The sequence below is a fragment of the Pseudomonas svalbardensis genome (assembly GCF_030053115.1).
Classification (GTDB): Bacteria; Pseudomonadota; Gammaproteobacteria; order Pseudomonadales; family Pseudomonadaceae; genus Aquipseudomonas; species Aquipseudomonas svalbardensis.
This window is the reverse complement of sequence record NZ_CP125619.1, coordinates 5,665,001-5,689,579: the sequence shown is the minus strand read 5'-3', so window position 1 is coordinate 5,689,579 and position 24,579 is coordinate 5,665,001. Positions and strand designations below refer to the sequence as shown.

Sequence of the window (24,579 nt, the reverse complement as noted above, 5' to 3'; positions counted from 1 at the left end):
GGTGCAAGTATGGACACTGAAACAAACGTTTCTGACAGCATTCAGCGGGCTTACTCGATCCCGGCCAATAACAGAACCGGCACGCTGATGGATGTCGAACATGTGGTGATCCTCATGCAGGAGAACCGTTCCTTTGATCACTACTTTGGACACTGACCGGCGTTCGTGGTTTTGCTGATCGCTTCACCATTCCGGTGCCTCAAGGGAGCAGTGTCTGGCAACAAACAACGGCGTCGGGCAGCCATCTGACGCCTTATCACCTTGATGGGCAGATGTATAACGCCCAGCGGGCGATCAGCACACCGCATGACTGGGTCGATGGTCAGAGCGCTTGGGGCGATGGGCGACTGCACGAATGGCCGAGGTACAAAAGAGCAGACTCCATGGGGTATTACCAGCAGGCAGAGATTCCTTTCCATTTCGCTCTCGCACAAGCTTTTACGCTGTGTGACGCCTATCACTGCGCGATGCATGCGGGCACCAATGGCAACCGTTCGTTCTTCTTTACGGGAACCAACGGGCCCACGGGCGCCAATGTTGCTTTCGTCAAGAACGAGTGGGACGTGCTGCGCGATTCGATACTCGGATACGAATGGAAGACCTACGCCGAGCGCCTTGAACAGGCTGGCGTCAGTTGGATTTCCTATCAGAACATGCCCGACGAATGGGGCGACAACCTGCATTGCGCGTTCAAACAATATCGACGGGCGAACGAAGCCTCCAGCAATCCGGTTGCCAATAACATCGACAGGTCTTTTCGTGGATATGACCCGCTCAAGGATAATCCTGGCAATCCGTTATACAAGGGGATCGCCAATACCATGCCGGGCCGCAATCCTGATGAGTATCTAGCGTCGTTCAAACTAGATGTAAAGGAGGGCAGGTTGCCGCAAGTCTCTTGGGTTTCGGCACCGAAAACCTATTGCGAACATCCCGGCTCATCAAGTCCGGTGCAAGGAGGGTGGTATATCCAGGCCTTACTGGACGCTTTGACGTCATTCCCGCAGGTCTGGAGTAAAACGGTGTTGATCGTCACGTACGATGAAAACGACGGATTCTTCGATCATATCCCTTCGCCGTCAGCCCCCTCACCGCGAGCCGACGGCAAATCGTTCGCCGGTAAAACCACCCTGACGGATGAACAGATGGCTTTCGAGTACTTTCGTCAGCCCAAGCCCCCAGGCTCTCAGGGGCAGCCTCAACCGGACGGGAAAGTCTTTGGGCCGGGGATGCGGGTGCCTTGTTTTGTCATCTCGCCCTGGAGTCGCGGCGGACGTGTCAACTCACAAGTATTCGACCATACATCGATACTACGATTTCTGGAGGCGCGATTCGGTGTCGACGAACCCAATATCAGCCCATACCGACGTGCCGTTTGTGGGGATCTGACGAGCGTCTTCGATTTTGCAGCGCCCAACGATGAGATCCCGACGTTGGACGGTTGCAAATCCCGGGCGCAAGCCGACCAGTTGCGTTCGGTTCAGGAAAAACTGGACTATACGCCAGTACCTCAGACGCCTGTCATGCCACCCCGGCCAGCAGGTACCCGGCCTTCGTGCGCTCTGCCCTATGAGCTTTACGTCAGTGCTGAACTCAAGCCTGGCGAGAAGGGCATGCAGCTGTATTTTGTTAACCATGGCGAGACAGGTGCCGTCCTGCATGTCTACGACAGGCTTCATCTTGATCGGCTACCCCGCCGATACATGGTTGGTGTTGGCGAAACACTGGAAGATGATTGGGACGTGTCGGGCAACCCGGCTTTGTACGACTTGTGGGTGCTGGGGCCCAATGGTTTTCATCGGCATTTCACGGGTAATGCCACACGGCTTGCGGAAAGTGGCGCTCATCCGGAAGTTCGTGTTTATTACGTGGCGGATCGCTTGCACGTACGTTTGCTCAATACGGGATCGCAGCCATGCACGGTAACCCTGCGCCCTGAAGCCTATCGAAATGACAGCCCTTGGGCGGTTCGGCTCGAGAGCGGTCAGAGTGCCGAGCGGGTATGGTCGCTTGATGAGAGTGGCCGCTGGTACGACTTCAGCGTTAGCAGTGATACGGACAGCGCTTTTTCACGGCGTTTTTCGGGGCGCATCGAGACAGGCAGGTCCTCTATCAGTGATCCGGCGATGGGCGCCTGAAATCATTTTGCAGGAGGAGCCGTCTTGCCTTGGGCGGCGCAAGATGTCATTCGCGCCCTGAATGGCAGACAACCGCAAATCCCCAGCTACGCTTGTGCCCAGCTCCCCTATCTATAAGAGGCTGCGCACATGAGTCTTTGCTCTTTCAAAATCGCTCACAAACTGATCACCGGCGCCGGTGCCATCGAGCAACTGGCGGCTGAACTGACACGCCTGGACATCGACAACCCGCTGATCGTCACCGATGCCGCACTGGTCAAGTCCGGCACGGTCGAGCTGGCGCTGGCGCAGCTGGGCGACCGCCCCTACGAAATTTTCGACCGTGTGTTGCCAGACCCGGAAATCGCCATCGTCGAAGACTGCATGCGGGTCTACCGCGAGGGTGGGCATGACGGACTGATCGGCCTGGGCGGCGGCAGTGCCATCGACATCGCTAAAAGTGTCGCGGCCTACGCCGGTTATCACGGGGCGCTGGAGGATCTGTTCGGCATCGATCAGGTGCCGCGCAAAGGCCCGCCGCTGATCGCCATCCCGACCACCGCCGGCACCGGCTCGGAAGTCACTAACGTGGCGATTCTCTCCGACAAGGTCGCGCAGCTGAAGAAAGGCATCGTCAGCGACTATCTATTACCGGATGTAGCGCTGGTCAGCCCGCAAATGACCCTGACCTGTCCGCGCAGTGTCACTGCCGCCAGTGGCGTCGATGCGCTGGTGCACGCCATCGAATCCTATCTGTCGCTCAACGCCTCACCGATTACCGATGCGCTGGCCATCGGCGCCATCAAGCTCATCGCCAAGGCGCTGCCGAAGGCTTACGCCAATCCGTCCAATCTCCAGGCCCGCGAAGACATGGCCACCGCCAGCCTGATGGCCGGTATGGCGTTTGGTAATGCGGGGGTCGGCGCGGTGCACGCGCTGGCGTATCCGCTGGGCGGCCGTTTCAACATTGCCCATGGGGTCAGTAATGCCTTGCTGCTGCCGTATGTCATGACCTGGAACAAAATGGCCTGCGTGGAGCGCATGCAAGATATCGCCGAGGCCATGGGAGTGAAGACCGCTCATCTGAGCGCCAACGACGCGGCGGACAAGGCTGTAGAGGCGATGACCGATTTATGCGCGGCGGTGGAAATCCCGCCGGGCCTGCGCAGCTTCGGCGTACCCGAAGACGCCATCCCGGCCATGGCCGTGGAAGCGGCGGGAATTGAGCGTCTGATGCGCAACAATCCGCGCAAATTGAGTGCCGTCGATATCGAGAAGATTTACCGAGCGGCCTACTGATTATCGCGTCACGGTGCGCGCTTCAAAGCATGAGGTATACAATGCGCGCCATCGTGATTCTGCTCAAAAAAGGTGCGTCATGCAGCCCTTCGTAATTGCTCCGTCGATTCTCTCCGCCGACTTCGCCCGCCTGGGTGAAGAAGTGGACAACGTCCTGGCCGCTGGCGCCGACTTCGTGCACTTCGATGTCATGGACAACCACTACGTGCCGAATCTGACCATCGGCCCGATGGTGTGTGCCGCGTTGCGCAAGTACGGCGTGACCGCGCCGATCGACGCTCACCTGATGGTCAGCCCGGTGGACCGTATCGTCGGGGACTTCATCGAAGCCGGCGCGACTTACATCACTTTTCACCCGGAAGCCACGCAGCACGTCGACCGCTCCCTGCAACTGATCCGCGAAGGTGGCTGCAAGTCGGGCCTGGTGTTCAACCCGGCGACCCCGCTGGACGTGCTCAAGTACGTGATGGACAAGGTCGACATGATCCTGCTGATGAGTGTCAACCCGGGCTTTGGCGGGCAGAAGTTCATCCCCGGCACCCTCGACAAGCTGCGTGAAGCGCGGGCGCTGATCGATGCTTCCGGGCGTGACATCCGCCTGGAAATCGACGGCGGCGTGAACGTGAACAACATTCGTGAAATCGCCGCTGCTGGCGCCGACACCTTCGTCGCCGGCTCGGCGATCTTCAATGCACCGAACTACCAAGAGGTGATTGAAAAGATGCGTTCCGAACTGGCGCTGGCCCGTCCATGAGTGGCTTTGAGCAGCTGTTCCCGGGGTCTCTGCCGCGGCTGGTGATGTTCGATCTGGATGGCACGCTGATCGATTCGGTCCCCGACCTCGCAGCGGCTGTGGATAACATGCTGCTCAAACTCGGGCGTCAACCGGCCGGCATCGAATCGGTGCGTGAGTGGGTGGGCAACGGCGTGCACACGCTGGTACGCCGGGCCTTGGCCAACCACATCGACGCCGAGGGTGTCGATGAGGTCGAGGCCGAGCATGCCCTGGAGCTGTTCAACGGTTTTTACGAGGACGGTCACGAGCTGACGGTGGTTTACCCCGGCGTGCGCGACACCCTGAAATGGCTGCACAAGCAGGGTGTCGAGATGGCGCTGATCACTAACAAGCCGGAGCGCTTCGTCGCGCCGCTGCTGGATCAGATGAAAATCGGCCGTTATTTCCGCTTGATCATCGGCGGCGATACCCTGCCACAGAAAAAGCCGGACCCGGCCGCGCTGTTTTTCGTGATGAAAATGACCAACATCCCGGCGTCGCAATCCTTGTTCGTCGGCGATTCGCGCAGTGATGTGTTGGCGGCAAAAGCGGCCGGGGTCAAATGCGTGGCGCTCAGTTACGGCTATAACCATGGCCGGCCGATTGCCGAAGAGTCGCCGGCGCTGGTGATCGACGATCTGCGCAAGTTAATTCCCGGTTGCCTGGATCCGGCCGCTGAGATAACGTTGCCCGACGCTGTTCAACCCCCTTCTGGAAACGCCATCGTGGTGGTCACTCGCAAACTCTGGATGAAAGTCATTAAGGCCCTGGCCCGCTGGCGTTGGCGCGCCTGACTTGTTCCTGGCCGGCATACCGGCGCGTTTGCATACCTGACTGTTAGACCCTCAAGCCACGAGGCTACCCCATGATCCGCGAAGAATTCCTGCGTTTGGCCGCTGCTGGCTATAACCGCATCCCGCTTGCCTGCGAAACCCTCGCCGACTTCGACACGCCGTTGTCGATCTACCTGAAGCTGGCCGACGAGCCCAACTCCTACCTGCTGGAATCGGTGCAGGGCGGGGAGAAGTGGGGCCGTTACTCGATCATCGGTCTGCCGTGCCGCACCGTGCTGCGGGTTCATGACCATCACATCAGCGTGACCCATGACGGCATCGAGATCGAAAGCCACGAAGCCGAAGATCCACTGGCCTTCGTCGAAGCATTCAAAGCTCGCTACAACGTGCCGACCATCCCTGGCCTGCCGCGCTTCAACGGCGGCCTGGTGGGTTACTTCGGTTACGACTGTGTGCGGTATGTGGAGAAGCGTCTGGGCAAGTGCCCGAACCCGGATCCGTTGGGCGTGCCGGACATTCTGCTGATGGTTTCTGACGCGGTAGTGGTATTCGACAACCTCGCCGGCAAGATGCACGCGATTGTCCTGGCCGATCCCTCGCAGGACGATGCTTTCGAACAAGGTCAGGCGCGTCTGGAAGAGCTGCTGGAAAAACTCCGTCAGCCGATCACGCCGCGCCGTGGCCTGGATTTCAGCAAGCAACAGTCTGCTGATCCGGTGTTTCGTTCGAGCTTCACCCAGGACGATTACGAAAAAGCCGTCGACACCATCAAGGAATACATCCTGGCCGGTGACTGCATGCAGGTCGTGCCGTCCCAGCGCATGTCGATCGACTTCAAGGCTGCGCCGATCGATCTTTACCGGGCGCTGCGTTGCTTCAACCCGACGCCTTATATGTACTTCTTCAACTTCGGCGACTTCCACGTCGTCGGCAGTTCGCCGGAAGTGCTGGTGCGGGTCGAGGACAACCTGATCACCGTGCGCCCGATCGCCGGCACCCGTCCTCGGGGCGCCAATGAAGAGGCTGACCTGGCGCTGGAAAAAGACCTGCTGTCCGACGACAAGGAAATTGCCGAGCACTTGATGCTGATCGACTTGGGTCGTAACGACACCGGTCGGGTCTCGGAAATCGGTTCGGTGAAACTCACCGAAAAAATGGTGATCGAGCGTTATTCCAATGTGATGCACATCGTGTCCAACGTCACCGGTCAACTGAAGGCAGGGCTGACGGCGATGGACGCACTGCGCGCGATTCTGCCGGCGGGTACCTTGTCTGGCGCACCGAAGATCCGCGCGATGGAGATCATCGACGAACTGGAACCGGTCAAGCGTGGTGTCTACGGCGGCGCCGTTGGCTATTTCGCCTGGAACGGCAACATGGACACCGCGATCGCGATCCGCACCGCGGTAATCAAGAACGGCGAACTGCACGTGCAGGCCGGCGGCGGCATCGTTGCCGACTCGGTACCGGCGCTGGAATGGGAAGAAACCCTGAACAAGCGCCGCGCAATGTTCCGCGCCGTAGCCCTGGCCGAGCAAACCCCGGACGCCTGAGCTCACGCAAAACCTGTGGGAGCGAGCCTGCTCGCGAAGAGGCCAGCACAGCCAACATTGATGTTGTCTGACCCACCGCTTTCGCGAGCAGGCTCGCTCCCACAAGGGCCTCCCAGCATAAAAAAAACGCGGCACCTGTGAGGGCGCCGCGTTTTTTGTGCCTGCTGTTTGCCGGATCAGAAGTCCAGCGCAACCCCAACGGTAAGCCCTTGCTGGGTAAAGTCATCATCCTTGCGGAACGTGTATCCGCCACGCAGTGCCAGATCGGCCGTCAACTTGTGGCTGACCCCCAGGCTCACGCGATTCAAGTGGCTTTGCGGTGTATAGCCGTCCAGCTTGAAGTCCAGGGACGGCAGGCTGTTGAGCGCGATGTTCACTTTCTGAGTGTCATCCTCGTATTCATGCTCATACGCGTACTCGCCGAACACTTGAGTCTGCGGGGTGATCTGATACTTACCCTGCAGACCGGCGCCCAAACGTTTTGAATCGCGAGTCTGATCATCAAAGGTCAGCGCTGTGGAACGAGTGCTGTTTTCCGAGTAGCCGTCGACTTCCACTTTTGCGTAATCGGCACTGATGAACGGCGACAGGTGCCACTCGCTGCCCGGTTGCGCAATGTCGTAGCCAAGGCGAGTGCTGAAGGCCCAGAGATCGCCATCGGTATCGCCTTTCTCCGCACCTTCGCTGGCACCCAGGTCGAATTTGCGTTTGAGGTTGTCGTAATCCAGCTTGCCGCCGGTCAACGCGGCATCGGCCCACCAGCGATTCTGCTGGAACTGGGCGAAGGCGGTGGCCAGGTAGCTGTTGAGTTTGTAGTCCGAATCGTTATTGCCTGCTTCCAGGTTCTGACGATAGAACCCCGCCGCCACACCGACGCGCCAGGCATCATTGAGACGATAGCTACCGCCGATATTCAGGTTGTAACCGTCGCCGTCGGCGCTGGCGCCGCTGCTTTGGCTATCGACATCCAGATGCTGTCCGCCACCGGCGACAATCGCGCGCCATTGGCCGACCGCCTGCCAGTTCTCCCAGTCCGATTGCCATTGGCTGCGCAGTCCATCCTGGTGCGCACGCAAGGTAGCGTGGGCCATTTCCGGCAACAACGTCAGCTCCCAAGGCGCTGCGAGTAAGGAATAGGCGTAGTCGGAAATCAGTTTTTGCCCGGCTTCGGTCGGATGAACCCCATCGTTATAAATCAGCTTGCTGGGGTCCGGGCTGGCACTGTTGATGCCATACGTAGCGTTTTCGGTGCAGCTGTTACCGCTGAAGCAAGTCGCCGTCAGGTTCTGGCCTGTAGCAAAACCGAATCGAGCCGGATCGGCGAAGGTTTCCTGCAACAGCAACGGAATGTTCAACGGGATGATTTCGGCATCGATCCCCGCGAGACGGGTGACCAGTTGCCGGTTGAAGGCAGAGCTCAGTAGTGAGGTGGGTGTCTGCTGGGGCGTGCCATTGATGGCGGGCGTCAAACCCAGGTCGGGCAGCAGCCATACCACGATGTACCGGGCGCCGGCGGTCTGCAAAACCTGGACGCTGTTGGCCAGTCGATCCGCAGCGGCATTCGCCTGAGCGCCACTTTGTACACGTCCCTGAAGAAAATCGTTCCCGCCCCCGGAGATGTAATACAGCGCATTCGGATCGGCGCTGAAGTTGTTTGTCGGCAGATAGCCCGAACGCGTGCGTTCACCCGTGGCAGATGCGGTGGTGATCGAGGTGAGGATCTGGTCGGTGCGGTAACCGCCAACGGCCCAGTTGTTTCCGTCCGGCAGGCCCTGGTTCGCACGCGCCGCCGAGGTTGACGCGGCCGTCTGGTCCGGTGAAAACCCGAGCCTTCCACCCAGCAGTTGGGTCGAGTTGGCGGAGTAGGCTTCGCCGCTGCCGTCCTGGTAAACCGGTCCGGTCCGGTTGGTGAAGCGCAGGGTTGAGCCGGGAGGGCCGCCCGTGTCGGTAAACTGCCCGGCATCGTTGAGGCTATCGCCGAAGACGATGAAATTCGAATAAGGGTTGGGCGCCGCGATCGCCTGGGTGCAGGCCATAGCGAGCAAGCAGCCGGCAAGCGGTACAGCCAACGTCTGTCTGATCATGAGCAAGTCCGTTTGTTATTGTTGTAGTGAGCAAAGCGACAGTGCCAAAAACTATAGAGCCTGTTGCCGTTCGGCGCGAACCCGTCAATTGTTTCAAGAGCTTCGATCGCCCCATATTGCACGCTCTGCCCAGCTAAGTTACTGTGCCAAGACGTATAAATGAGACCTTCCCCGTGTTGATCGTCAGCAAACTTCTGGATCAAGTCATCAAGGCACACGCCCGTTGGCGTTGGCGCGCCTGAATCCTTCTGCCGGCCCGGCCGGATCTTTACCGCTTTGCCTTCTTTACCCGCAAGACAAACCGCTTTGCAGCGCGACTCCAGCGACTGACAAAGTGCAGGACACTGCGGGTAAATCATTCGAAGGCTGTATTAAAGTCAGTGAATTCAAGAGGTTCTTAACGCCATGTTGCTGATGATCGATAACTACGACTCTTTTACTTACAACGTTGTGCAATACCTCGGTGAGCTCGGCTCCCAGGTCAAAGTCGTGCGCAACGATGAGCTCACCATTGCCGAAATCGAAGCCCTCAATCCTGAGCGGATCGTCGTTTCACCAGGCCCTTGCACGCCGAACGAAGCCGGCGTGTCGATTGATGTGATCAAACATTTTGGCGGTAAATTGCCGATTCTGGGCGTCTGCCTGGGGCATCAGTCCATCGGCCAGGCCTTTGGTGGCGATGTAGTGCGCGCCCGTCAGGTCATGCACGGCAAAACCAGCCCGGTGTTCCACGAGGATAAAGGCGTATTTGAAGGCCTGAACCATCCGCTGACGGTCACCCGCTATCATTCACTGATCGTCAAACGCGAAACCCTGCCCGATTGCCTGGAGCTGACCGCCTGGACCCAGCTTGAAGACGGTTCGGTCGACGAGATCATGGGCCTGCGCCACAAAACACTGAACATCGAGGGCGTCCAGTTTCACCCTGAGTCGATCCTCACCGAACAGGGTCACGAGCTGTTCGCTAACTTCCTCAAACAAACCGGCGGCACGCGCTAAGGACTTTTCATGAATATCAAGACAGCCCTGAGCCGTATCGTCGAACAGCTCGACCTCAGCACCGATGAGATGCGCGATGTCATGCGCGAAATCATGACCGGTCAATGCACGGATGCGCAGATCGGCGCGTTCATGATGGCCATGCGTATGAAGAGTGAAAGCATCGACGAGATCGTCGGTGCCGTGTCGGTCATGCGCGAGCTGGCGGACAAAGTCGAACTCAAGACCCTCGATGGCGTCGTCGATGTGGTGGGTACCGGCGGTGACGGTGCAAACATCTTCAACGTCTCGACCGCTTCCTCGTTCGTGGTCGCGGCGGCCGGTTGCACTGTGGCCAAGCACGGCAACCGTGCGGTCTCGGGCAAAAGCGGCAGCGCCGATTTGCTGGAGGCGGCGGGTATCTACTTGAACCTGACGCCGGTTCAGGTAGCACGCTGTATCGACAACGTCGGCATCGGTTTCATGTTCGCCCAGACCCATCACAGCGCCATGAAGCACGCCGCCGGCCCGCGCCGGGAGCTGGGCTTGCGTACGCTGTTCAACATGCTCGGCCCGCTTACGAATCCGGCCGGCGTGAAGCATCAGGTGGTGGGCGTGTTCAATCAGGCGTTGTGCCGGCCGCTGGCCGAAGTCTTGCAGCGTATGGGCAGCAAGCACGTGCTGGTGGTGCACTCGAAGGATGGCCTGGACGAGTTCAGTCTGGCGGCGCCGACCTTTGTGGCGGAATTGAAGGATGACCAGATCACCGAGTATTGGGTCGAGCCAGAAGACTTGGGGATGAAGAGCCAGAGCCTGCACGGTCTGGCAGTGGATAGCCCGGCGGCCTCGCTGGAGCTGATCCGCGATGCCCTGGGCAAGCGCAAGACCGAGAATGGTCAGAAAGCCGCGGAAATGATTATGCTCAATGCCGGTGCCGCGCTGTACGCCGCCGACCATGCCCGCAGTTTGAAAGAAGGCGTTGCCCTGGCGCACGATGCGCTGCACACAGGCCTCGCTCGGGAAAAACTGGAGGAGTTGGGTGCATTTACCGCGGTATTCAGAGTGGAGAATGAGGGATGAGTGTACCGACGGTTCTGGAAAACATTCTGGCCCGCAAAGTTCAGGAGGTCGCCGAGCGTAGCGCTCGCGTAAGCCTGGCGGAGCTGGAAAGTCTGGCCAAGGCGGCCGATGCACCCCGTGGTTTTGCCAAGGCATTGTTGGCTCAGGCCAAGCTCAAGCAGCCAGCGGTCATTGCAGAAATCAAGAAAGCTTCACCGAGCAAAGGCGTTATCCGCGAGAACTTCGTTCCCGCCGACATCGCCAAGAGTTACGAGAAGGGCGGCGCGACCTGTCTGTCGGTGCTCACCGATATCGATTACTTCCAGGGCGCCGATGCGTATCTGCAACAGGCGCGGGCGGCGTGCAAACTGCCGGTGATCCGCAAGGACTTCATGATCGATCCGTACCAGATCATTGAAGCCCGAGCGTTGGGCGCCGACTGCGTGCTGTTGATCGTCTCCGCACTGGATGACGTGAAAATGGCCGAGTTGGCTGCCGTCGCCAAAAGTGTCGGCCTCGATGTGCTGGTGGAAGTTCACGATGGCGACGAGCTGGAGCGGGCCTTGAAAACCCTCGACACTCCGTTGGTCGGTATCAACAACCGCAACCTGCACACCTTCGAAGTCAATCTGGAAACCACCCTCGATCTGTTGCCGCGTATCCCGCGTGATCGCTTGGTGATCACCGAAAGTGGCATTCTCAACCGGGCCGATGTCGAGCTGATGGAAATCAGCGATGTGTTCGCATTCCTGGTTGGCGAAGCGTTCATGCGCGCCGAAAGCCCGGGCTCCGAACTGCAGCGTCTGTTCTTTCCTGAGCGTGGTATCGCAGTAAGCGGTTCTACACTCGACTGAACGTGACCTAATGAAGAAGCCGGCGATGCCGGCTTTTTTATACTCCAAACAAAGGATGTCTACTGCCATGACCCAGCCCATCGCCTTGACCGTCGAAGCCGGCCTGCTCGCCGAACAGGATCTGTTGGCCCATGTGTGCACCGGCGATTCGGAGTTTGGTCTGTTGTTCTGGCAACCCAGTGATAAGGCGCTGGTCATGCCGCGACGATTGAATCGTCTGCCTGGGTTCGAGGCCGCGTGCGAAGTGTCGGCGGCGGCAGGTTGGCCGGTATTGTTGCGTGAAACCGGCGGTGAACCGGTGCCGCAATCGGCCTCAACGATCAACATCGCACTGGTCTACGCGCCACCGCGTAGTGAGGGTGACCAGAACCGTATCGAAACCGGTTATCGCCGGCTTTGCGATCCGATTTGTCAGCTACTCGATGAACTGGGCGGCGTTTCGTCTTTGGGCGAAATAGAGGGTGCGTTCTGTGATGGGCGTTTCAACGTCAACCTTGATGGGCGCAAGATGGTCGGCACGGCTCAACGCTGGCGCCAGAGCAAGGGCGGTACGCGTCCGGTAGGGTTGGTGCACGGTGCTTTGTTGCTCGATAACGAGCGTGAGTCAATGGTTGCGGCGGTTAACCGTTTCAATGAAGCCTGTGGCCTGGAGCAGCGAGTTCGCGCCGAGAGCCACATTGCTCTTCATGAAAAATATGCAGCACCTGATGCGTTGGGGCGACTCGACACGTTGTACCACCAGTTGCTGGCAGACATGTTCAGGGCTTAGCGCGTACCAAAGACCACCATGGTCTTGCCTTTGACGTCCACCAGATTGCGTTCTTCCAGGTCCTTGAGTACGCGACCGACCATCTCTCGTGAACAACCGACAATCCGCCCGATCTCCTGACGGGTCACCTTGATCTGCATGCCATCGGGATGGGTCATTGCATCTGGCTGCTTGCACAGCTCCAAGAGGCAGCGTGCGACGCGGCCGGTAACGTCGAAGAATGCAAGGTCACCCACTTTGCGGGTGGTGTTGCGCAGGCGCTGTGCGATTTGTCCGCTGAGCACGTAAAGAATGTCTGGATCCTGTTGGGACAGCTCGCGGAATTTCGCGTAGCTGATCTCCGCGACTTCGCATTCGATCTTGGCGCGCACCCAGGCGCTGCGTTCCTGTTCTAGGCCAGCCTGTTCGAACAGGCCCAACTCGCCGAAAAAGTCTCCGGTGTTCAGGTAGGCGATGATCATTTCGCGGCCATCGTCATCCTCGATCAGGATGGTGACCGAACCCTTGATGATGAAGAACAGCGTGTCCGAGCGATCGCCGGCACAAATGATGTTGCTTTTGGCCGCATAACGACGGCGCTGGCAGTGCATCAACAGCTTGTCGAGGTTCTTGATTTTGGGTGTTGGGGTAATAGCAACCATGGTTGTATCCCGAAAAGACTTCACGGTGTGTTTGGTTTTCTTATGAGTCGCTGAGGTTGCTACAAAGCTGGCTATGCGCCAGTGAATTGGCGCCAGCTTAACAGACACTTCCTGCAATATTCGAGAATTTACCTACAGCGCAGCGGCTTGCGTCGTAGGAAGGCGAGACGCCGTCCATCAAGGCCCCTGTGCTAAGCTGGCGACCCTTTTTTATACAGTGGAGTCTTGGCGATGAAGGCACGCATCCAATGGGCTGGCGAAGCCATGTTCCTCGGTGAATCCGGCAGCGGTCATGTCGTGGTCATGGACGGTCCGCCCGATGCCGGCGGTCGCAACCTTGGTGTCCGGCCGATGGAAATGCTCCTGCTGGGTGTTGGCGGTTGCAGCAATTTCGACGTGGTCAGCATCCTCAAGAAGTCCCGTCAGGCTGTTGAAAGCTGCGAAGCCTTCCTCGAAGCCGAGCGCGCCACCGAAGATCCGAAGGTTTTCACCAAGATCCACATGCATTTCGTGGTCAAGGGCCGCGGCTTGAAAGAAGCCCAGGTCAAACGCGCCATCGAGCTGTCTGCCGAGAAGTATTGCTCGGCGTCGATCATGCTTGGAGCGGCTGGCGTGGCAATTACTCATGACTACGAGATCATCGAGCTCGGTTGAATCGACATTCAACTATCATAAAGGCAGTGCAGACTGTGGCGATCTAAAGCTGGCGTCTGCTCGGGTGTGTGGCCTGTCGGTTGAGGGGCCACTACCCCGGAAAAAGTGGCGCTGGCATGCTTGATTACGCGGCCGGGCCGCACTGCATAGAGAGTTTTAACGGTGAAAAGCAAACTCAAGCTCCACGGGTTCAATAACCTGACAAAGACCTTGAGCTTCAACATCTATGACATCTGCTACGCGGAAACCCCGCAAGACCAACAGGCTTACGTCGAGTACATCAATAAAGAGTACAACGCCAAGCGCCTGACGCAGATCCTCACAGAAGTTGTCGATATCATTGGTGCCAACATCCTGAACATTGCCAGTCAGGACTATGAACCCCAGGGCGCCAGTGTCACGATTCTGATCTCTGAAGAGCCGGTGACCCCGACCGACAGTCAGATCGAAGAGTCCCCGGGCCCGCTGCCTGAAATCATCCTGGCCCACCTCGACAAGAGCCACATCACGGTGCACACCTACCCGGAAATCCATCCGGACGATGGCATCGCGACATTCCGTGTGGACATTGATGTGTCGACCTGTGGCGTCATTTCACCGCTCAAGGCGCTCAACTTCCTGATCCACCAGTTCGATTCGGACATCGTGACCGTGGATTATCGTGTGCGCGGTTTCACCCGTGACGTGGAAGGCAAAAAGCACTTCATCGACCACGAGATCAATTCGATTCAGAACTACCTTTCCGAAGACACTCGCGACGCATACCAGATGACCGACGTGAACGTGTACCAGGAAAACCTGTTCCACACCAAAATGCTGCTGAAGAACTTCGAGCTGGATAACTACCTGTTCGGCGACGCTACCAACAACCTGTCGTCTGAGCAGCGTGCTCAGGTGACCGAGCGTGTGAAACACGAAATGCTGGAAATCTTCTACGCGCGCAACATGCCGAACTAAAATTGCTGAACACAAAAAAGGCGACTCCCTCACGGCAGTCGCCTTTTTTATTGCGAGTGTCCCTTGTAGGAGCAAGGCCCTGAGTTCAGATCCGGTAAGTACTCTTGGTCATGACCTTGGCCATCAGGCTCATGCCGAACTTCACCGGTGCCGGGAAGCGGAAACCCCCTGCCTCCAGCGCGCTTTCGGCGTGGTGTTCTTCATCAATGCGCATCTGCTCGAGGATCGCCCGGGACTTTTCGTCCTCGGCTGGCAGTTGCTCAAGGTGTTCGTTGAGGTGTTTGCACACCTGATGCTCGGTCGCGGCAACGAACCCCAGGCTGACTTTATCGCTGATCAATCCGGCCACCGCGCCAATCCCGAACGACATGCCGTAGAACAGTGGATTGAGAATGCTGGTGTGGCTGCCCAACTGTTTTATGCGTTGTTCGCACCAGACCAGGTGGTCGATTTCTTCTTCGGCGGCATGCTCCATGGCGGCGCGCACTTGCGGCAGCTTGGCGGTCAGGGCCTGACCCTGATACAGCGCCTGGGCACAGACTTCGCCGGTATGGTTGATGCGCATCAGACCGGCGACGTGCCGGGTGTCTTCGTCGCTCATTTGCGCATCCGGCTGAACGATAGCGGGCGAAGGACGGTACGGCTGACCACTGAAGGGCAACAAGGTACGCATCGCGGCATCGGCTTGCAGCAGAAGGCGGTCAATCGGCGAATAGTGACGTTGGGTAGTCATGCTGACCTCCGGGAAGAATCTCGGCGGCCAGTTTAACCCAATCGGCCGGGGAAGGTTTGCGCTGGGTCATTGCGACGCAGGTGCTCGTGGGAGCGGGATTGCCCGCCCCCACAGGGCTTACTGCAATCAGCCCGGCGGCCAATGCATCTGGCGCTGACCCAATACATGCATATGAATGTGATAGACGGTCTGCCCACCCAGTGGATTGCAATTCATGACCACGCGGAAGCCCTCTTCGCAGCCCAGTTCCAGGGCCAGACGCTGGGCGGTGAACAGAATATGCCCAGCCAATGCCTTGTCGTCCTCGGTCAGGTCGTTAAGCGTGCGCACCGCTTTTTTCGGGATCACCAGGAAATGCACCGGTGCCTGTGGGGCGATGTCGTGGAAGGCCAGTACCTGGTCGTCCTCGTAAATGATCTTCGCCGGGATTTCCCGGTTGATGATCTTGGTGAACAGAGTATCCACAGCTGTTTTCTCCGTTGTTTGGGCTGGCCTGAGTGTAACCATGGGTTATGCCCGAGCCCAGTCTTTTACCTTGAGGGTGCGATCAGCGCGGGCAGTAAGCCTTGTTGACCATGCCGGCGATTGTCCGGGTCAGCCAGCGCGAGCCGAGTCGCGGCAGGAAGGCGCGCCAGCGGTTGCGTCGGCCCGGAATAATGATGGCGCGGTTTTTCTCCAGAGCCCGGACGGTGTAGAGCGCGACTTCCTCGGGTCTCATCAGCATTTTGCTGTCGACCAGTTTGCCAGCGTCCAATTGCGCGGTGCGGAAAAACGCCGTGCGGGTAGGGCCGGGGCAGAGCACCGACACCTTGACCGCACATTTTTTCAGTTCGACGCGCAACCCTTCGGAAAAGTGCAGCACATAAGCCTTGCTGGCGTAATAAGTACTCATCCACGGGCCGGGATGGAACGCCGCCACCGAGGCGACATTCAAAATTTGCCCGCCGCCCTGCAGCGCCATACTGTTGCCGATCGCGTGACACAGGCGAGTGAGTGCGAGGATGTTCACTTCGATCAGGTCCTGTTCGGTCATCCAGTCCTGAGCCAGAAAAGGGCCGCAGGTGCCGATGCCGGCGCAGTTGACCAGCAAATCGATCTGTCGGTCACCTTCCTCCAGCTCCAGCAGAAAACCGGATAGCCGTAGCGGCTCGCCGAGATCACAGGCTCGGAACAACACTTCCACGCCAAAACGTTGAGTCAGTTCAATCGCAATACTTTCCAGCTGATCACGCTGACGGGCCACCAGGATCAGGCTGCGGCCGCGCCGGGCCAGCGCTTCGGCCATCGCCAGGCCGATGCCGCTGGAAGCGCCAGTGATCAGAGCGTAACGGGTCATGCATTTCTCCATCGCAACAGCTCCGCGCCGGCGACGCAGGTGTCACGGACGGGGAGCGCTGTTCATTCTTTCGCAGAGTCTACAGGGGGCTGGGCTTCTTCGGCTGCATCGTCGGCTGAATTTGGCGCTGGCTCTGCTTCCACGGCGGTTTGATCTTCGATCTCTTCGGTGGTCACGGAGTCACTTTCATAGCGGCTCTGGGTGGCGCTTTCATATTCGCTCTGAATGGTCGTAAGGCCACCGGTCAGTCCGCCGATGAACAGGATCGCGATAAACACCAGCCACAGTGAAGACAGGACCTTGACGGCGGTGCTGTTGGGCGGTGGTGGCGCGCCGTATCGATTGGCGGTGTTATTACCCGGCACAATCACCATCACGAACGGAAAGATGCTGCCCACGAACGGCACGAGCGTCAGTAGCCAGATCCAGCCAGACCAACCGATATCATGCAGGCGCTGGACACTGAACTGAATGCTGACGAACGCGAGCGCCACAAAGAGAATAAAGGCCAGCAAGCCACCGAGAATCAGGCCGGCGGTCGTGTCCGTAGTGATGAGGGCCAAGCCGAAAACAGCAAGCACAGCGCCAACACCAAGGGTTACCAGCGTCAGCGACATCGTCCAGGCCAGGTAACGCAAGCGGCCAATGCGGCCATCGAAGCTGAACGGCTTGAGTGTGGAAAATTCAGGCAAAACTTCGCCAACGGTAGCCCGGGGTGGTGCGTAAGGGGATTCGGGATCTGCCGTGACGGCAGGGGCGTGTTCATGAACGTCAGACAGGTTCAGCTCGATCGAGGGTTCGGATTCGATCCGGGCATCGATACCGGTTTTGGTCAGCGCCTGGAGATAAGTCTGCGCGTCGACCTGTGACAGGTCGCGTTTAAGCGCAACCGGCTTGCCACTGAACAGTCGCTCGATGGCGGCCACATCGCTTTTGAACAACTCGGCGAGATTGAGCTTGGCGGTGGTGACGTCAACACCTGGCAGCAGAGCCCCGTCGAACACGATCTTGAAACGGTTTTCGCTCATTGCGAGGCATCCTTGTCGCGAATGTTTTAGGGAGTATTGCGGATGGAGTGTAAAGCCAGCCGGAATGGGCTGGCCAAGTTTTCCTGTCAGCGTGGCCAGCGCTTGGGCAGCGCTGCCGCCAGTTCCAGTGCTTTTCGGTACTCGGCATCGAGGCGAGCGACCAATTGATCAACACTCGGCAGGTCATCAATCTCGCCGACACCCTGGCCTGCGGACCAGACGGTTTTCCAGGCTTTGGCTTCATCGCTTATGGGCTTGAGTTTGGAGCCGAAGTTCACCTCGCCCTTGCCTTGCAGCGCTGCCATGTCGAAACCTGCTGCCTCAAGGCTCTGACGCATAAAGCTCGCCGGTACTCCCGACACCGCTGGAGTATGGACGATGTCCGCGGCTCTGGAAGTCAGCAGCATCTCTTTATAGGCGTCAGACGCATGACTTTCGGTGGTGCCGATAAATCGCGTACCGAAGTAGGCCAGATCCGCACCAAGCAATTGTGCCGCAAGAATCTCGTGACCGTGGTTCAGGCAACCGGCCAGCAGCAGGGTCTTGTCGAAGAATTGGCGGATCTCGGCAATCAGTGAGAACGGACTCCAGGTTCCGGCGTGTCCACCGGCACCTGCTGCCACGGCGATCAAACCGTCGACCCCGGCCTTGGCAGCTTTCTCTGCATGGCGACGAGTCGTCACGTCATGAAACACCAGACCGCCATAGCTGTGCACTGCATCGACCAGTTCTTTCACAGCGCCGAGACTGGTGATCACGATCGGCACTTTGTGCTCGATGCAGATCGCAAGGTCCGCTTGCAGCCGCGGGTTGCTGTTGTGGACGATCAGGTTCACCGCGTAAGGCGCGGGGTTATCCAGTGTCGCCAATCCTGCTTCGATCTCTTCCAGCCAGGCCTTGAAGCCGCTGCTCTCGCGCTGGTTCAGCGCAGGAAAGCTGCCCACCACGCCATTACGGCAGCAGGCGAGCACCAGTTTTGGGTTGGAGATCAGGAACATTGGCGCTGCCACCACAGGTAGACGCAAACGTTGTTCGAGCAGAGCGGGCAGCGACATTGGAAGTACCCCGGTGAGTTGTGCTTATTGGAGTTAGAACGGCCGAACGACGACCAGAATTACAATAGCCAGCAATATCAGAACCGGCACTTCATTGAACCAGCGATAAAAGACATGGCTGCGGGTGTTCTCGCCACGGGCAAAACGTTTCACCTGAGCGCCGCACATGTGGTGGTAGCCGATCAGGATCACCACCAGGGTCAACTTGGCGTGAATCCACGCACCCTGACTGAATATGCTTGGGTTCAGGCCGATCAGTGCAATGCCGAAAATCAAGGTGGCGATCATCGCCGGCCCCATGATGCCGCGGTACAGCTTGCGCTCCATGATGCTGAAGCGTTCCTTGCTGACGGTGTCCTCGCTTTGGGCATGATAGACAAACAGGCGCGGCAGATAGAACAGGCCGGCAAACCAGCAGACCATGCTGACGATGTGAAGCGCTTTGAGCCACAGATAAAGCATTTTTAGTTATTCCCAGGTTCACGGTAGCCCGAATAGTAGAGGCTTGTGCCGCCGCACGTCACCTTGACGGTTGTCGCAGAGCCGCGTGGCCCCTATTATCGACGGCTTTCCAGTGGGTTCGTTGAGGGCAGGTTTATGGTCAAGGTCGGTATCGTCGGCGGCACGGGTTACACCGGTGTCGAACTGCTGCGTCTGTTGGCACAGCATCCGCAAGCAGAAGTGGTCGTCATCACTTCCCGATCCGAGGCCGGTCTGGCCGTGGCTGATATGTATCCGAACCTGCGCGGTCATTACGATGGCTTGGCGTTCAGCGTTCCGGACATCAAGACGCTGGGCGCTTGCGACGTGGTGTTCTTCGCCACGCCTCACGGTGTTGCCCATGCATTGGCCGGCGAACTGTTGGCAGCCGGGACCAAAGTCATCGACCTGTCGGCGGACTTCCGTCTGCAAGACGCCGATGAGTGGGCCAAGTGGTACGGTCAGCCGCACGGCGCGCCGGAACTGCTGGAAGAGGCGGTTTACGGCTTGCCGGAAGTCAATCGCGAGCAGATCAAGCAGGCTCGTCTGATCGCCGTGCCGGGTTGCTACCCGACTGCTACGCAATTGGGTTTCCTGCCATTGCTTGAAGCCGGTCTCGCCGATACCACCCGCTTGATCGCTGACTGCAAGTCCGGTGTCAGTGGTGCCGGTCGTGGCGCGTCTGTAGGTTCGCTGTACTCCGAGACGTCGGAAAGCATGAAGGCTTACGCCGTCAAAGGTCACCGTCACCTGCCGGAAATCCGCCAGGGTCTGCGTCGTGCCGCGGGCAAAGACGTCGGTCTGACGTTCGTTCCGCACCTGACGCCAATGATTCGAGGCATCCACTCGACGCTCTACGCGACAGTCGTGGACCGCTCCGTGGATCTGCAGGCGCTGTTTGAAAAGCGTTATGCCAACGAGCCGTTCGTCGATGTCATGCCTGCTGGCAGCCATCCGGAAACCCGCAGTGTGCGCGGTGCCAACGTTTGCCGTATTGCGGTGCATCGTCCGCAGGATGGTGATCTGGTGGTGGTGTTGTCGGTGATCGACAACCTGGTCAAAGGTGCGTCGGGTCAGGCGGTGCAGAACCTGAACATCCTGTTTGGTCTGGATGAGCGCTTGGGTCTGTCCCATGCAGGCATGCTGCCGTAAGGCTTTATCCTGCTCAGCAAAAAAGCCCGTCTGACGGGCTTTTTTGCATTTCGGGCGGGCAAATGTGTTGATTGATATACCGTAACAATAGTTGACCGATTTTCTAGGAGAAGCGGATAATGCGCGTCATCACGCATTATGGCGGCGTAACGCCGGGAGATAGTTAGCATGAGCGTCGAATCCTTCACCCCCACGGCTTTGCAATTCACCCACGGTGCCGCGCACAAGGTGAAGAGCCTGGTCGATGAAGAGGGGAATGATCGCTTGAAGCTGCGCGTATTCGTTACGGGCGGTGGTTGTTCAGGTTTTCAGTACGGCTTCACCTTCGATGAAGAAGTGGCCGATGACGACACCATCGTCGAACGCGAAGGTGTGAGTCTGGTGGTCGACCCGATGAGTTTCCAATACCTGGCAGGTGCCGAGGTGGATTATCAGGAAGGTCTGGAAGGTTCGCGCTTCGTGATCAAGAACCCGAACGCCAGCACCACGTGTGGCTGCGGCTCTTCGTTCTCGATCTGATCGCAATACATCGCATCACCAAGCGCCGCATGGCCTCAGGGCTCTGCGGCGTTTTGCTGTCCGGGATTCGGTATGGCTAGTCAGGCAGGGTAAATGGCACCGAGTACGCGCAGGCCCCGGGCGCCGGTGACGCTCGGGCGATTGGCCGCGATGCCTTCAAGGCAGCAATGTGCCAGCCAGGCGAAAGCCATGGCTTCGACCCAGTCCGGGTCTACACCGTAAGCCGCGGTGCTGGTGACCTTGGCGTTCGGCAGCAAGCTGGCCAAGCGGTTCATCAGCGTGGTGTTGTGCGCGCCGCCGCCGCAGACAAGCAGTTCCAGGGTGTCTGATTGGGCGCTTTGCAGTGATTCGACGATGGTCAGGGCGGTCAGTTCAAGCAGCGTTGCCTGCACGTCTTCGGTGGCGAAGGTCGGCAGCTGTGTCAGGTGCTGTGTCAGCCATGGCAGGTTGAATACTTCGCGACCGGTACTTTTCGGGCCTTTGGTCACGAAGAACGGATCACTGAGCAATTCTTTCAAAAGAATCGGTTCGACCTTACCGGTGGCAGCCCATTGGCCGTCGCGATCAAAGTTGTCGCCGCGTTGCTGGTGAATCCACGCATCCAGCAGAACATTGCCTGGACCACAGTCGAAACCGGCTACCGGTTTACCGGGCTCGATCAGGCTTAGGTTGCTGAAACCGCCGACGTTCAATACCGCACGATTGCCAGGCTGTTCTTCGAACAACGCTTCGTGGAAGGCTGGAACCAGTGGCGCGCCTTGCCCTCCGGCGGCCACATCGCGGCTGCGGAAGTCGCTGACCACGGTGATGCCGGTCAGCTCCGTCAGTAGGGCAGGGTTGCCGATTTGCACCGTGAAGCCGCGCGCGGGTTCGTGGCGAATGGTCTGACCGTGGCTGCCGATTGCACGAATGTCTTCGGGCTCCAGGTTTTGTTGATCAAGGAGGGTGTGAATGCCCTGTGCTGCCAGCTTCACCCAGTTCTGCTGGGCAATGGCGGAGCGGGCAATCTCGTCCGGGCCACTACTGCACAAGCCAAGCAGCTCGGTGCGTAGGGAGTCAGGCATGGGAATGTAGTGCGTGGCGACCAGCTTGATCGCCGGGGCTAGCTCAACCAGCGCAATATCCAGGCCGTCGAGGCTGGTCCCGGACATCACACCTATATAGAGCGTCATGGCTTATCGCTTGCTCGAAGCCAGCTGCGTGGATTTCTCTTGATCCATACGCGCCATCAGCGGTTGGCTCTGCGCGAGGAAACGTGCGCGTTCAGCTTTGGAGATCGGATCGGCCATCGCTACCTTCTGGCCCAATGGATCGACGTGTACGCCATTGACCTGGAACTCGTAGTGCAAGTGCGGGCCGGTGGAGAGTCCGGTGGTGCCGATGTAGCCGATCACCTGGCCTTGCTTGACGCTGCCGCCAGTCTTGATGCCTTTGGCGAAGCCTTGCATGTGGCCGTACAGCGTGCGGTAGGTATTGCCGTGCTGGATGATTACGGTGTTGCCGTAGCCACCGCGGCGTCCGGCCAGCAACACTTTGCCGTCACCGGCTGCCTTGATTGGGGTGCCACGCGGCGCTGCATAGTCGACGCCTTTGTGGGCGCGGATCTTGTTCAGGATTGGGTGCTTGCGGCCCATGGAGAATTTCGAACTGATGCGGGCGAAGTCCACCGGCGTACGGATAAACGCCTTGCGCATGCTGTTGCCGTCAGCTGTGTAGTAGCTGCTGTTGCCTTGTTTATTGATGTAACGCACGGCGGTGTAGGTCTTGCCGCGGTTGGTGAAGCGCGCGGAAAGGATCGGGCCATTGCCGACGGCCTTGCCGTTGACGACTTTCTGTTCGTAGATGACATCGAACTCGTCACCCTGGCGAATATCCTGGGCGAAGTCGACGTCATAGCCAAACACGCTGGCCATGTCCATGGTCAGGCTGTGGGACAGGCCTGCACGTGCAGCGGATTGCGACAGCGAACTGTTGATCACGCCATGAACGTAGGCGGAGCGCACGGTAGGCTTGGCGGTAATGCGGTTGAATGCATAACCCTTGTCATTCTTGATCAGGGTGATGCTTTCGACGTCGCTGACCTTGCTGTGCAAGTTGGTCAGCTGGCCATCGGGGCTCAGTTCGAATTCAAGTTTCTGGCCATGTTTGAGTTGGCTGAACTGCTTGGCCTGTTTGTCGCTGGCCAGTACTTCATGCACCGAAGTTGCCGGAAGGCCGACTTTCGCGAACAGTGTGGAGAGCGTATCGCCTTTAGAAACGATCACTTCCCTATGGTTTGGAGATTTTTTTTCTTCGATCGCAGGGGCGGGCGTGGATGCTGGCGCCGGTGCGGCCTGAGCGGTTTCCTGGGGTTCTTCGGCGCTGTTTTCGATCTGCGCGAAAGGGGAAGCTGCTGGCTCATTTGTGGCCTGGACGGCCTCGGCAGCGTCTTGATCTTGTGTCAGTTGTTCAGCAGGGCTTTCCAGTTCAAGACTCAGGGTCGTCTTTTTGGCTTCAACATCACTGGAAGGAAATACCAGAAGCGCCAGGCTCAGAAGGGCGGCGATGCCACTTGCTGCGAGCAGGTGGGTCTTCGGGTAAAGCGGCGGCGCTTTAGACGATTCTTTGGTCATAGGTAATTTTTGACTTTGAAAAAGATGAATTGGAAAAGATGAATGACATGATGAAGATGAAATAACTGTATAAAATATAACCAAATCATCTCTGAAGCAAGTCCGCAAACGCTGTGGTCGCGGATTGGCGTCCGTGCGCCGGGCAAAACTTGTATTTGACGCGCGATCTTGTATGGTTGGTTCCCTTTGAATTCGAGCCATGCGGGTCTGTTATGAAGTCGGTTGAAGAGCAGCTAGCGCTGATTAAACGTGGTGCGGAAGAACTGTTGGTCGAGTCCGAGCTGATCGAAAAGCTCAAGCGTGGCCAGCCGCTACGTATCAAGGCAGGCTTCGATCCGACCGCGCCGGATTTGCACCTGGGTCATACCGTGCTGATTAATAAGCTGCGCCAGTTCCAGGAGCTGGGGCATCAGGTGATCTTCCTTATAGGTGACTTCACCGGGATGATCGGCGATCCGAGTGGCAAGAGTGCGACACGTCCTCCTCTTACCCGCGAGCAGGTTCTCGAGAATGCCGAGACCTACAAGACCCAGGTTTTCAAGATTCTTGATCCGGCGAAAACCGAAGTTGCGTTCAACTCCACCTGGATGGATCAGATGGGGCCGGCCGATTTCATTCGCCTGACTTCGCAGTACACCGTAGCTCGCATGCTCGAGCGCGACGACTTCGATAAGCGCTACACCACCAATCAGCCAATTGCCATTCACGAGTTTCTCTATCCGCTGGTTCAGGGTTATGACTCGGTCGCCTTGCGCGCGGACGTCGAGCTGGGTGGTACTGATCAGAAGTTCAACCTGTTGATGGGGCGTGAACTGCAGCGTGGATATGGTCAAGAGGCTCAGTGCATTCTGACCATGCCGCTGCTCGAAGGTCTGGATGGCGTGAAGAAAATGTCCAAGTCCTTGGGCAACTACGTGGGTATTCAGGAAGCGCCGGGTGTGATGTACGGCAAGCTGGTTTCCATTCCGGATGCGCTGATGTGGCGCTACTTCGAATTGCTCAGTTTCCGCCCCATGGATGAGATCAATGCATTCCGTGCTGATGTCGAGGCGGGTGCCAATCCGCGTGATATCAAGATCAAGCTGGCCGAAGAGATCGTTGCGCGTTTCCATGGTGAAGAGGCTGCGGCC

At 58.3% G+C, this 24,579-nt stretch carries 25 protein-coding genes (1 of these 25 running past the window's edge); 15 read left to right on the top strand and 10 right to left on the bottom strand.

Going from position 1 to position 24,579, the window contains the following annotated elements; genetic code table 11:
• The first annotated feature begins 9 nt into the window (after positions 1-9).
• The 6 genes from QFX16_RS26390 (at position 10) to trpE (ending at position 6,538) form a co-directional block, all read left to right on the top strand.
• Positions 10-156: an alkaline phosphatase family protein gene (locus QFX16_RS26390; protein WP_283181893.1), complete on the top strand. Its 147-nt coding sequence runs from the start codon at positions 10-12 to the stop codon at positions 154-156.
• Positions 153-2,138: a phosphocholine-specific phospholipase C gene (locus QFX16_RS26385; RefSeq protein ID WP_369698819.1), complete on the top strand. Its 1,986-nt coding sequence runs from the start codon at positions 153-155 to the stop codon at positions 2,136-2,138. The genes QFX16_RS26390 and QFX16_RS26385 overlap by 4 nt, the downstream gene beginning before the upstream one ends.
• Before the next feature lie 129 nt (positions 2,139-2,267).
• Complete coding sequence (locus tag QFX16_RS26380) at positions 2,268-3,416, top strand: iron-containing alcohol dehydrogenase (RefSeq protein ID WP_283181891.1); 1,149 nt, start codon at positions 2,268-2,270, stop codon at positions 3,414-3,416.
• Between the two features lie 79 nt (positions 3,417-3,495).
• The gene (gene rpe, locus QFX16_RS26375; RefSeq protein ID WP_008035979.1) at positions 3,496-4,170 is read left to right on the top strand and encodes a ribulose-phosphate 3-epimerase; all 675 of its coding nucleotides are present in this window, start codon (positions 3,496-3,498) and stop codon (positions 4,168-4,170) included.
• Positions 4,167-4,985, top strand: coding sequence for a phosphoglycolate phosphatase (locus QFX16_RS26370; RefSeq protein WP_149629954.1), 819 nt, complete (start codon positions 4,167-4,169; stop codon positions 4,983-4,985). The genes rpe and QFX16_RS26370 overlap by 4 nt, the downstream gene beginning before the upstream one ends.
• 71 nt (positions 4,986-5,056) lie before the next feature.
• Positions 5,057-6,538: an anthranilate synthase component I gene (gene trpE / locus QFX16_RS26365; protein WP_283181890.1), complete on the top strand. Its 1,482-nt coding sequence runs from the start codon at positions 5,057-5,059 to the stop codon at positions 6,536-6,538.
• A 176-nt stretch (positions 6,539-6,714) separates the two neighbouring features.
• Here the strand turns inward: trpE and estP are convergent, their stop codons facing one another.
• Positions 6,715-8,622, bottom strand: a complete 1,908-nt coding sequence (estP, locus tag QFX16_RS26360) for an esterase EstP (protein ID WP_283181889.1) — start codon at positions 8,620-8,622, stop codon at positions 6,715-6,717.
• Positions 8,623-9,027: 405 nt separating this feature from the next.
• On the opposite strand from estP, the gene QFX16_RS26355 reads away from it, so the two are divergent.
• The 4 genes from QFX16_RS26355 to QFX16_RS26340 all read left to right on the top strand — a co-directional run bounded on the left by QFX16_RS26355 (position 9,028) and on the right by QFX16_RS26340 (position 12,282).
• Entirely contained in the window at positions 9,028-9,621 is a 594-nt protein-coding gene (locus QFX16_RS26355; protein ID WP_033056198.1) for an aminodeoxychorismate/anthranilate synthase component II, read from the top strand.
• A gap of 9 nt (positions 9,622-9,630) precedes the next feature.
• Complete coding sequence (gene trpD, locus QFX16_RS26350; protein ID WP_283181888.1) at positions 9,631-10,680, top strand: anthranilate phosphoribosyltransferase; 1,050 nt, start codon at positions 9,631-9,633, stop codon at positions 10,678-10,680.
• Positions 10,677-11,513: an indole-3-glycerol phosphate synthase TrpC gene (trpC, locus tag QFX16_RS26345; protein WP_283181887.1), complete on the top strand. Its 837-nt coding sequence runs from the start codon at positions 10,677-10,679 to the stop codon at positions 11,511-11,513. Before trpD ends, trpC begins: the two co-directional genes overlap by 4 nt.
• A gap of 67 nt (positions 11,514-11,580) precedes the next feature.
• A complete protein-coding gene (locus tag QFX16_RS26340) occupies positions 11,581-12,282 on the top strand; it encodes a lipoate--protein ligase family protein (protein ID WP_283181886.1) in 702 nt (233 codons plus the stop codon).
• Here the strand turns inward: QFX16_RS26340 and crp are convergent.
• Positions 12,279-12,923: a cAMP-activated global transcriptional regulator CRP gene (crp, locus tag QFX16_RS26335; protein WP_283181885.1), complete on the bottom strand. Its 645-nt coding sequence runs from the start codon at positions 12,921-12,923 to the stop codon at positions 12,279-12,281. The two genes, QFX16_RS26340 and crp, sit on opposite strands and share 4 nt — an antisense overlap.
• A gap of 231 nt (positions 12,924-13,154) precedes the next feature.
• On the opposite strand from crp, the gene QFX16_RS26330 reads away from it, so the two are divergent.
• Together QFX16_RS26330 and speD are read left to right on the top strand one after the other, a co-directional pair.
• Positions 13,155-13,577 (top strand): OsmC family protein, encoded by a 423-nt coding sequence (locus QFX16_RS26330; RefSeq protein WP_007941657.1) that lies wholly within the window; start codon positions 13,155-13,157, stop codon positions 13,575-13,577.
• A gap of 162 nt (positions 13,578-13,739) precedes the next feature.
• Entirely contained in the window at positions 13,740-14,534 is a 795-nt protein-coding gene (speD, locus tag QFX16_RS26325) for an adenosylmethionine decarboxylase (protein ID WP_283181884.1), read from the top strand.
• A gap of 85 nt (positions 14,535-14,619) precedes the next feature.
• Here speD and coq7 read toward each other — a convergent pair whose 3' ends face one another.
• The 6 genes from coq7 to hemJ all read right to left on the bottom strand — a co-directional run bounded on the left by coq7 (position 14,620) and on the right by hemJ (position 19,148).
• Positions 14,620-15,267, bottom strand: a complete 648-nt coding sequence (gene coq7, locus QFX16_RS26320) for a 2-polyprenyl-3-methyl-6-methoxy-1,4-benzoquinone monooxygenase (protein WP_008147238.1) — start codon at positions 15,265-15,267, stop codon at positions 14,620-14,622.
• Between the two features lie 126 nt (positions 15,268-15,393).
• Positions 15,394-15,732, bottom strand: coding sequence for a histidine triad nucleotide-binding protein (locus QFX16_RS26315; protein ID WP_008147240.1), 339 nt, complete (start codon positions 15,730-15,732; stop codon positions 15,394-15,396).
• An 82-nt stretch (positions 15,733-15,814) separates the two neighbouring features.
• Entirely contained in the window at positions 15,815-16,603 is a 789-nt protein-coding gene (locus tag QFX16_RS26310; protein WP_283181883.1) for an SDR family NAD(P)-dependent oxidoreductase, read from the bottom strand.
• A gap of 62 nt (positions 16,604-16,665) precedes the next feature.
• Positions 16,666-17,631, bottom strand: a complete 966-nt coding sequence (locus QFX16_RS26305) for a DUF805 domain-containing protein (protein WP_283181882.1) — start codon at positions 17,629-17,631, stop codon at positions 16,666-16,668.
• Between the two features lie 86 nt (positions 17,632-17,717).
• Positions 17,718-18,686 (bottom strand): NAD(P)H-dependent flavin oxidoreductase, encoded by a 969-nt coding sequence (locus QFX16_RS26300; RefSeq protein WP_283181881.1) that lies wholly within the window; start codon positions 18,684-18,686, stop codon positions 17,718-17,720.
• Positions 18,687-18,719: 33 nt separating this feature from the next.
• Positions 18,720-19,148 carry a protoporphyrinogen oxidase HemJ gene (gene hemJ, locus QFX16_RS26295; RefSeq protein ID WP_046045400.1) on the bottom strand — a complete coding sequence of 143 codons (429 nt, stop codon included), beginning with the start codon at positions 19,146-19,148 and terminating at the stop codon, positions 18,720-18,722.
• 135 nt (positions 19,149-19,283) lie between these two features.
• Between hemJ and argC the strand changes: the two genes are divergently transcribed.
• Positions 19,284-20,318 carry an N-acetyl-gamma-glutamyl-phosphate reductase gene (gene argC, locus QFX16_RS26290; protein ID WP_007941665.1) on the top strand — a complete coding sequence of 345 codons (1,035 nt, stop codon included), beginning with the start codon at positions 19,284-19,286 and terminating at the stop codon, positions 20,316-20,318.
• A gap of 168 nt (positions 20,319-20,486) precedes the next feature.
• Positions 20,487-20,837: an iron-sulfur cluster insertion protein ErpA gene (gene erpA, locus QFX16_RS26285; protein WP_007947969.1), complete on the top strand. Its 351-nt coding sequence runs from the start codon at positions 20,487-20,489 to the stop codon at positions 20,835-20,837.
• Positions 20,838-20,917: 80 nt separating this feature from the next.
• Here the strand turns inward: erpA and QFX16_RS26280 are convergent, their stop codons facing one another.
• Together QFX16_RS26280 and QFX16_RS26275 are read right to left on the bottom strand one after the other, a co-directional pair.
• Positions 20,918-22,009: an anhydro-N-acetylmuramic acid kinase gene (locus QFX16_RS26280; protein ID WP_283181880.1), complete on the bottom strand. Its 1,092-nt coding sequence runs from the start codon at positions 22,007-22,009 to the stop codon at positions 20,918-20,920.
• A 3-nt stretch (positions 22,010-22,012) separates the two neighbouring features.
• The gene (locus QFX16_RS26275) at positions 22,013-23,449 is read right to left on the bottom strand and encodes a peptidoglycan DD-metalloendopeptidase family protein (RefSeq protein ID WP_283181879.1); all 1,437 of its coding nucleotides are present in this window, start codon (positions 23,447-23,449) and stop codon (positions 22,013-22,015) included.
• Positions 23,450-23,661: 212 nt separating this feature from the next.
• Here QFX16_RS26275 and tyrS point away from each other — a divergent pair, with 212 nt between their 5' ends.
• Positions 23,662-24,579, top strand: the 5' portion of a protein-coding gene (gene tyrS / locus QFX16_RS26270) for a tyrosine--tRNA ligase (RefSeq protein ID WP_283181878.1). It continues 282 nt past the right edge of the window; 918 of the gene's 1,200 nt are visible here — the first part of the coding sequence; it begins with the start codon at positions 23,662-23,664; its stop codon lies off the right edge, out of view.

What these genes read in the sequence shown, in the direction of transcription:
- coq7 (WP_008147238.1), bottom strand. Translation starts at nt 15,267, where the DNA reads ATGACTACCCAACGTCACTATTCGCCGATTGACCGCCTTCTGCTGCAA.
- QFX16_RS26305 (WP_283181882.1), bottom strand. Translation starts at nt 17,631, where the DNA reads ATGAGCGAAAACCGTTTCAAGATCGTGTTCGACGGGGCTCTGCTGCCA.
- QFX16_RS26280 (WP_283181880.1), bottom strand. Translation starts at nt 22,009, where the DNA reads ATGACGCTCTATATAGGTGTGATGTCCGGGACCAGCCTCGACGGCCTG.
- estP (WP_283181889.1), bottom strand. Translation starts at nt 8,622, where the DNA reads ATGATCAGACAGACGTTGGCTGTACCGCTTGCCGGCTGCTTGCTCGCT.
- QFX16_RS26390 (WP_283181893.1), top strand. Translation starts at nt 10, where the DNA reads ATGGACACTGAAACAAACGTTTCTGACAGCATTCAGCGGGCTTACTCG.
- QFX16_RS26355 (WP_033056198.1), top strand. Translation starts at nt 9,028, where the DNA reads ATGTTGCTGATGATCGATAACTACGACTCTTTTACTTACAACGTTGTG.
- erpA (WP_007947969.1), top strand. Translation starts at nt 20,487, where the DNA reads ATGAGCGTCGAATCCTTCACCCCCACGGCTTTGCAATTCACCCACGGT.
- QFX16_RS26370 (WP_149629954.1), top strand. Translation starts at nt 4,167, where the DNA reads ATGAGTGGCTTTGAGCAGCTGTTCCCGGGGTCTCTGCCGCGGCTGGTG.
- argC (WP_007941665.1), top strand. Translation starts at nt 19,284, where the DNA reads ATGGTCAAGGTCGGTATCGTCGGCGGCACGGGTTACACCGGTGTCGAA.
- QFX16_RS26310 (WP_283181883.1), bottom strand. Translation starts at nt 16,603, where the DNA reads ATGACCCGTTACGCTCTGATCACTGGCGCTTCCAGCGGCATCGGCCTG.
- QFX16_RS26380 (WP_283181891.1), top strand. Translation starts at nt 2,268, where the DNA reads ATGAGTCTTTGCTCTTTCAAAATCGCTCACAAACTGATCACCGGCGCC.
- QFX16_RS26330 (WP_007941657.1), top strand. Translation starts at nt 13,155, where the DNA reads ATGAAGGCACGCATCCAATGGGCTGGCGAAGCCATGTTCCTCGGTGAA.
- trpE (WP_283181890.1), top strand. Translation starts at nt 5,057, where the DNA reads ATGATCCGCGAAGAATTCCTGCGTTTGGCCGCTGCTGGCTATAACCGC.
- crp (WP_283181885.1), bottom strand. Translation starts at nt 12,923, where the DNA reads ATGGTTGCTATTACCCCAACACCCAAAATCAAGAACCTCGACAAGCTG.
- QFX16_RS26275 (WP_283181879.1), bottom strand. Translation starts at nt 23,449, where the DNA reads ATGACCAAAGAATCGTCTAAAGCGCCGCCGCTTTACCCGAAGACCCAC.
- QFX16_RS26300 (WP_283181881.1), bottom strand. Translation starts at nt 18,686, where the DNA reads ATGTCGCTGCCCGCTCTGCTCGAACAACGTTTGCGTCTACCTGTGGTG.
- trpD (WP_283181888.1), top strand. Translation starts at nt 9,631, where the DNA reads ATGAATATCAAGACAGCCCTGAGCCGTATCGTCGAACAGCTCGACCTC.
- QFX16_RS26340 (WP_283181886.1), top strand. Translation starts at nt 11,581, where the DNA reads ATGACCCAGCCCATCGCCTTGACCGTCGAAGCCGGCCTGCTCGCCGAA.
- trpC (WP_283181887.1), top strand. Translation starts at nt 10,677, where the DNA reads ATGAGTGTACCGACGGTTCTGGAAAACATTCTGGCCCGCAAAGTTCAG.
- rpe (WP_008035979.1), top strand. Translation starts at nt 3,496, where the DNA reads ATGCAGCCCTTCGTAATTGCTCCGTCGATTCTCTCCGCCGACTTCGCC.
- hemJ (WP_046045400.1), bottom strand. Translation starts at nt 19,148, where the DNA reads ATGCTTTATCTGTGGCTCAAAGCGCTTCACATCGTCAGCATGGTCTGC.